Source organism: Roseateles sp. P5_B10 (assembly GCF_056400485.1).
Genome location: NZ_JBFULE010000289.1, coordinates 1 through 6,103, shown reverse-complemented (window position 1 = coordinate 6,103; position 6,103 = coordinate 1). Strand labels below are relative to the sequence as shown.

The 6,103-nt window shown below is 71.1% G+C and carries 6 protein-coding genes; 2 read left to right on the top strand and 4 right to left on the bottom strand.

Going from position 1 to position 6,103, the window contains the following annotated elements; genetic code table 11:
* Window positions 1–945: serine/threonine-protein kinase (locus AC1DU6_RS17175; protein WP_477858511.1), on the bottom strand; the 945-nt coding region annotated here is incomplete at its 3' end.
* A 243-nt stretch (window positions 946–1,188) separates the two neighbouring features.
* On the opposite strand from AC1DU6_RS17175, the gene AC1DU6_RS17170 reads away from it, so the two are divergent.
* Entirely contained in the window at window positions 1,189–1,887 is a 699-nt protein-coding gene (locus AC1DU6_RS17170; protein ID WP_457390894.1) for a DUF899 family protein, read from the top strand.
* A 3-nt stretch (window positions 1,888–1,890) separates the two neighbouring features.
* Here the strand turns inward: AC1DU6_RS17170 and AC1DU6_RS17165 are convergent, their stop codons facing one another.
* Window positions 1,891–2,166 (bottom strand): DUF4242 domain-containing protein, encoded by a 276-nt coding sequence (locus tag AC1DU6_RS17165; RefSeq protein WP_457324911.1) that lies wholly within the window; start codon window positions 2,164–2,166, stop codon window positions 1,891–1,893.
* A gap of 117 nt (window positions 2,167–2,283) precedes the next feature.
* On the opposite strand from AC1DU6_RS17165, the gene AC1DU6_RS17160 reads away from it, so the two are divergent.
* A complete protein-coding gene (locus AC1DU6_RS17160) occupies window positions 2,284–4,731 on the top strand; it encodes an ATP-binding protein (protein WP_457390892.1) in 2,448 nt (815 codons plus the stop codon).
* Window position 4,732: 1 nt separating this feature from the next.
* Here AC1DU6_RS17160 and AC1DU6_RS17155 read toward each other — a convergent pair whose 3' ends face one another.
* Both AC1DU6_RS17155 and AC1DU6_RS17150 read right to left on the bottom strand, forming a co-directional pair.
* Entirely contained in the window at window positions 4,733–5,662 is a 930-nt protein-coding gene (locus AC1DU6_RS17155; protein ID WP_457324147.1) for a tRNA dihydrouridine synthase, read from the bottom strand.
* Window positions 5,659–6,103 (bottom strand): YgjP-like metallopeptidase domain-containing protein (locus tag AC1DU6_RS17150; protein WP_477858509.1); only part of this gene is annotated, 445 nt, incomplete at its 5' end. The genes AC1DU6_RS17155 and AC1DU6_RS17150, both read right to left, overlap by 4 nt.

The following is a 6,103-nucleotide window of genomic DNA, read 5'->3' as shown; positions in this document are numbered from 1 at the left end:
CACCGGCTCCTGACGCAGCCAACGCTCGACCTCGTCGGCAAGCGCGTCGGCGCTGGCGTAGCGCCGGCCCGGCTCCGTCGCGCAGGCGCGGGCGACGACAGCGGCCAGGTCGGCATCGCCCGCCTCTGCCACCAACTCGCCCAGCATGACGCCCAGTGCATAGACGTCGACTTGCACGCTCAGCTCACCGCCCAGCAGCAACTCGGGCGCCGCGTAACGCGGCGTGCAGGCCGGCGGCGGCGCGCCCGGGCCGACGACGCCCAGCACGGCGGCGATACCGAAGTCCAGCAGATGCGGCCGGCCCTCGGCGTCGACCAGCACATTGGCCGGCTTCAGATCGCGATGCAGCACCAGGCGGCCGTGGGCATACGCCAGCGTGCGGGCGATCGTCACGAACAGGCGCAGCCGCGCCGGCAGCGCCAGTCCGGCGGCCGCCTCGTCCAACGGCCGCCCCTCGACGTAGGCAATGGCCAGATACGGCCGCGACTGGCCGTCGGGGCCGGGCTCCAGGCCGGCGTCGTACAAACGCGCGATGCGCGGGTGCTCCAGGCGGGCGACGAGACCGGTCTCCCGGGCAAAGGCCTCGCCGTCAGCCCAGTGCCCGCGAGGCAATTTCAGCGCCACCTGGCGCTCGAACAGGCCGTCAGCCCGATCGGCCAGCCACACCTCGCCCATGCCGCCGCGGCCCAGCGGACGCAGCAGCCGATAGGGCCCGACACGCTCGCCCGCCCGCAGAGCGAGCGGTTCTGCCAGGCCTGGCAGCGCAGCGAGGAAGCCCTCGTGCTCCCCGGCGTCATGGCGATCCAACATCTGCGCCAAACGCTCGCGCAGCGCCCCCAGGGGCAGCGCCGCCAGCCAGGCCGGGCGCGCCGCGGGCGCCAGTTCCAGGCCCTCGTCCAGCAGTTGGCTCAGCGTGCGCAGCTCGTCGAAGGACATCGCAGTCATGCGCCGCAGTTTGCGGTCGGCAGGCCGCCCGTGCCGTCCCCAACTCGGTGGACAGCGGGCGGCCTGGCCTGCGCCGTTGCGTCAGACTGCCGTCATGGCCGGGTCGATGAGGCGGCGCACGCCCGCAACCAGGACCTGTGCCGCTGTAGGTGCAGGCCTGCACAGGCGCGTGGCCGAGACCGATGTCGCCAGCGGAGCGGGCCGGACAACATCAGCCCGTTGCACAGTTGCCGGAGACACCGCATGCCTGACCTGACCTCCGCCACCGAACTGGCCTCCCGGGCCAAGACACCCTTTCCCGGCGCCTCTGCCGATTACGAGCAGGCCCGCAAGGCCCTGCTCGCCGAGGAGATCGAGTTCCGTCGCCACATGACGCGCCTGACCGAGCAGCGGCGCGCGCTGCCACCCGGCCCGGTGATCGCCAAGCCCTACAAGTTCAAGGACGAGCAGGCCTTCGACGTCAGCCTGCTCGAGCTGTTCGGCGACAAGGACACGCTGGTGACCTACTTCTGGATGTACGGTCCGCAACGCGAGCGCCCCTGCCCGATGTGCACCAACTGGCTGGGCGCCGTCAACGGCAATGCCGCCGACATCAAGCAGCGCGTGGCGCTGAAGATCCTCGGCCGCTCGCCGGTCGAGCGGCAATACGCCTTCGCCCAAGAGCGCGGCTGGCGCGACCTCAACTTCGTGCAGACCGTCGGCGACGACTACGCCAAAGATCTTGGCATCCTGCAGCCCGACGGCAGCGAGTACCCGGCCCTCGTGGTGTTCAGGCGCGACGGCGAGCAGGTCAGGTTGTTCTGGGCCAGCGAGATGACCAAGGCCATGGGCGACCCCGGCCAGGACCCGCGCGATGCGCCGGACGTCGCGTCGCTGTGGTCCGTGCTGGACCTCACGCCCGAGGGGCGGGGCACCGATTGGTACCCCAAGCTCCAATACTGAAGCTCAGACCTCGGCMGTCACCGGGTCGATGATGCAGCGCACCTGGCTGACCTGGTCTGCCGGGAAGCCACCCAGCCGCGCATGCTCACGCACCTTGGCCTCGTCTGGCGCGTTGTAGACGCAGTAGATCTTGTCGTCGGTCACGTAGCTGTGCACCCACTGGATGCTGGGGCCCAGGTCGCGCAGGACGCCGCAGGACGTGGCGGAAATGCCTTGCAACTGCTCGGCCGTGAGCTGACCGGCGCCGGGGATGTTTCTTTCGATGACGTACTTGGGCATGGGGAACTCCTGTTGAAGCGGGCCTGCCGGAAGTCGACCGGCCTGACGCCATCCTCTTTCCAGGGAGTGGGCGACGTCCTTTAGCCGGCATGAAATCTGGCTAAATTCGACCCCTCGATGTCCACCAACCGATTCCGCTTCGGCGACTACAAGCTGCTCCCGGCCGAGCGCCTGCTGTTCCGCCGCGGCGCCGAGGTGGCGTTGACGGCGCGCGCCTTCGAGCTGCTGGTCGCGTTTGTCGAGAAGGCCGGGCAACTGCTGGCCAAGGACGAGCTGCTGCGGCGCGTCTGGGCCGATGTCGTCGTCGAGGAGAACAACCTCGCCGTGCAGGTCGGCGTGTTGCGCAAGCTGCTCGGCGCCGAGGCCATCACGACCATTCCCGGCTTTGGCTACCGCTTCGCGCTGCCGGTGCTGGATGTGGCCGAGGCCGCGCCCAGCGAGCCTGGCCTGGGTGCCCGCGGCCGTTTGCCGGTGCGTCTGCCGCCGCTGATCGGCCGCGAGACTGAGCTGGGCGAGCTGCAGGCCCTGCTGCGCGACCAGCCGGCCGTCACGCTGTGCGGCGGCCCAGGCGTCGGCAAGACGCGGCTTGCGCAGGAGCTCGCGCTGAGCCTGCGCGGCGACCACGCCGACGGGGCCTGGTGGGTGGACCTGACGCTGCTGCGCGAGGACGAGCCCGTCGCGGCCGCCGTGGCCCGCGCGCTGGGCCTGCCACCCGGCCCGGACCCGCTCGCGACGCTGGCGGCCAAGCTGTCGGCGCTGGCCCTGCTGATCGTGCTGGACAACGCCGAGCACCGCGCCGCGGATGTCGCCGAGCTCGTCTCGACGCTGGTGCGCGACACCGAGCGGGTCAGCCTGCTCATCACCAGCCAGCTGCCGCTGCAGGCCCAGGGCGAACGCGTCTACCGCCTCGAGCCGCTGCCCCTGCCCGACGCCGTGCGCCTGCTGGCCGCGCGCACCGGCGCGGCCGAAGCGGGCGTCAGCCACCGGGCCGAGGAGATCTGCGAGGCGCTGGACTGCAACCCGCTGGCCATCGAGCTGGCCGCTTCGCGCCTGGATGTGCTGGGGCTGGACGGCCTGGCCGCGCGGCTGCACCAGCGGCTGACGCTGCTGGCTCCCAGCGATGCGCGCAGCCCGTCGCGCCGCAATGCGCTGGCCGAAGCCCTGAGCTGGTCGCACGAATTGCTGGCCGAGCGCGAACGCCTCGTGCTGCGCCGCCTGGCCGTGTTCCCGGGCAGCTTCTCGCTGGAAGGCGCAGCCCTGGTGCTGGCCGACGACAAGCTGCCCGCCGCAGCCGCGGTGGCCACAGTGCTCAGCCTGGTCGAGCGGTCCCTCGTCAGCATCGACCGCGGCACGGCGCAGCGGCGCTTGCGCTTGCTGGAAACCATGCGCCTTTTCGCGCTGGACAAGCTCGCCGCCGCCGGCGAGACGGCGTTGGCCCAGGCCCGCCACTGTGGGGGGCTGCGCTGGCTGCTGGACGACGCCTACGAAGAGTCATGGCGGCTGCCGTATGCCGCCTGGAAATCGCGCTATGAACCCGAGTTGCCCGGGCTGTGGGCAGCGCTGGCATGGGCCGGCGAGCACGACTTGACCGGCGCCGTGGCCCTGTTCGGCGCCGCCGCGCCGCTGTGGATGCCCCGCGCAACGCAGGCCCGCCCGCACGCGCTGGCGCTGGCCGCGCGGCTGGCGGACGACACCACCATTGCAAAGCCGGAGCTGGCCCGTTTCTGGTCGGCCTGCGCGCGCTGTCACAGCGCCATCCACCCGGGCCTGGCGCGCGACGCCGCCGAGCGCGCCGCCCGGCTGTACCGCGAGCTGGGCGACGAGCGAGGCGAATACCTGTCGCTGGTGGAACACGCCTTCAACTGGCGCGTCGACGGCCCCGAAGCCCGCGCCGCACTGGCCGCCGCGCGCACGCTGGAAAGCCCCGGCTGGCCGGCTGCCGTGCTGGAGCGCGGCCTGACGACCGAAGCCGTGCTGCACCTGACCTCAGGCCGGCATGACGAGGCCCGGCGCTGCTACCAGGCGGCGCTGGCGCTGTGCGAGCGTGGTGGCTTCGACGCCGGCGTGATGCGCGCCCGGCTGAACCTGGCCGACCAGGCCCGCGCCGCCGGTGAGCTGGACCTGGCCGTGCAGCTGGGCGAGGCGCTGCTGGCCGAGCCGGGCGATGCCGGCGACCTGGCCTGCCTGGCCACCATCATGGGCAACCTGATCGGCGCGCTGGTCGCACAGGGCCGGTTCGAGCGCGCCCGCGAGGTGGCGCGGCAAGCCCCAGCTCGCCTGGGTCGGCTGGCGGTGGATGACCAACTGTGGGTGTCTCTGGACGCGCTGGCGCTGCTGCATCTGCAAGCCGGCCGCACGGCGCTGGCCGCGCAACTGGCCGGCGCGGCGGACCGGGAGTTCGAGGCTCACGGGCAGATGCAGCGACAGCCCAACGAGGCCGCCGACCGCGCGATGCTCGCGGCAGGGCTGGCGGAGCGGTTCAGCACGGAGGACATGGAACGGCTCGCGCAGGAAGGTCGGCGCATGAAGCTGTCCGACGCGATGCGCGCGGCCTTCGAGCTGTGACTCAGGCAGCGAACAGGCGCGTCGCCAAATCGTCGGCCGAGTTCACGGTGCGCAGCTCGGCATAGGCCGCATCGGCTTCGGGGTAGGCGCGCTTCAGGTAGTGCAGCCACTGCTTGAGTCGACCGCCCTGATGCTTCGCAGCGACCGTGGCACGGACCTGGTCGAAGAAGACCTGCATCAGCGGCAGCAGCTCGGCCCACGGCACCGGCTCGGCGCGCCTGCCCGCCACGCGCAGCGCCAGGCCCGGGTCGGCCACCATGCCGCGGCCCAGCATCAGGTGTTCGCAGCCGCTGCGCTCGCGGGCCAGTTCGGCATGCTCGACGGTCCATATCTCGCCGTTGGCGATGATGGTGATGGGCACGGCCTCGCGCACGGCGGCGATGCGCTCCCAGTAGGCCGGCGGCTTGTAGCCATCAGCCTTGGTGCGGGCATGCACGACGATCTCCTGGGCGCCCGCGTCGTGAATCGCGCGGGCCACTTCGAGCGTGCGGCTGTCATCCATATAGCCCAGGCGCATCTTGGCGGACACCATCACGTCCATCGGCACCGCACGGCGCACGGCGGAGACGATTTCGTGGATCAGCTCGGGTTCGTCCAGCAACACGGCGCCGCCACGGTGGCGGTTGACGCACTTGGCCGGGCAGCCGAAGTTCAGGTCGATGCCCTCGGGCTTCAGCTCGGCCAGTCGCCCGGCGTTCTCGGCCAGGCAGGTCACGTCGGAACCCAGCAACTGCGGATGCACCGGCACGCCGGCTGCCGTGCGCCCACCGTTCCTCAGCTCCGGCACGATGCGCGTGAACACGCGGCCGGGCAGCAACTGGTCGGTCACGCGGATGAACTCGGACACGCAGCGGTCCACGCCGCCGACGCGGGTCAACACATCGCGCAAGATGTGATCCAACAGCCCTTCCATGGGCGCCAAGAGGATCATTTCGACTCCTCTTGGTTCATCAAATAGAGCCGCAGGTCGAACTCCAGCTGGAAGTAGTCCGGCTCCATGTGCTGGCAGAGCTTGTAGAAGGGCTTGTTGTGCTCCAGCTCCCGCAGATGCGCCAGCTCGTGCACGACGATCATGCGCAGCAGCGCGGCCGGCGCCTCCTTGAACAGCGTGGCCACGCGGATCTCGCGGCGCATCTTCAGCTTTGAGCCTTGCACCTGGGTGCGGCGGGTGTGCGTCCCCAGCGCCTGCTGCAGCACGCGCAGCTTGGCGTCATAGCCGACGAAATTCAGCGGCTCGGCATTGCGCAGGTGGCGGGCCTTGAGCGCCTGCACATAGTCGAACAGGGCGCCATCGCTGCGCACCTCGTGGCGCTCAGGCAGGCGGCGGGCGAGATGGTCGGCCAGGCGGCCGTCCAGGCGCAGCTGTTCGGCC

Excerpts from the sequence above, each read along its gene's own strand:
- AC1DU6_RS17155 (WP_457324147.1), bottom strand. The coding sequence starts at position 5,662 with ATGATCCTCTTGGCGCCCATGGAAGGGCTGTTGGATCACATCTTGCGC.
- AC1DU6_RS17160 (WP_457390892.1), top strand. The coding sequence starts at position 2,284 with ATGTCCACCAACCGATTCCGCTTCGGCGACTACAAGCTGCTCCCGGCC.
- AC1DU6_RS17170 (WP_457390894.1), top strand. The coding sequence starts at position 1,189 with ATGCCTGACCTGACCTCCGCCACCGAACTGGCCTCCCGGGCCAAGACA.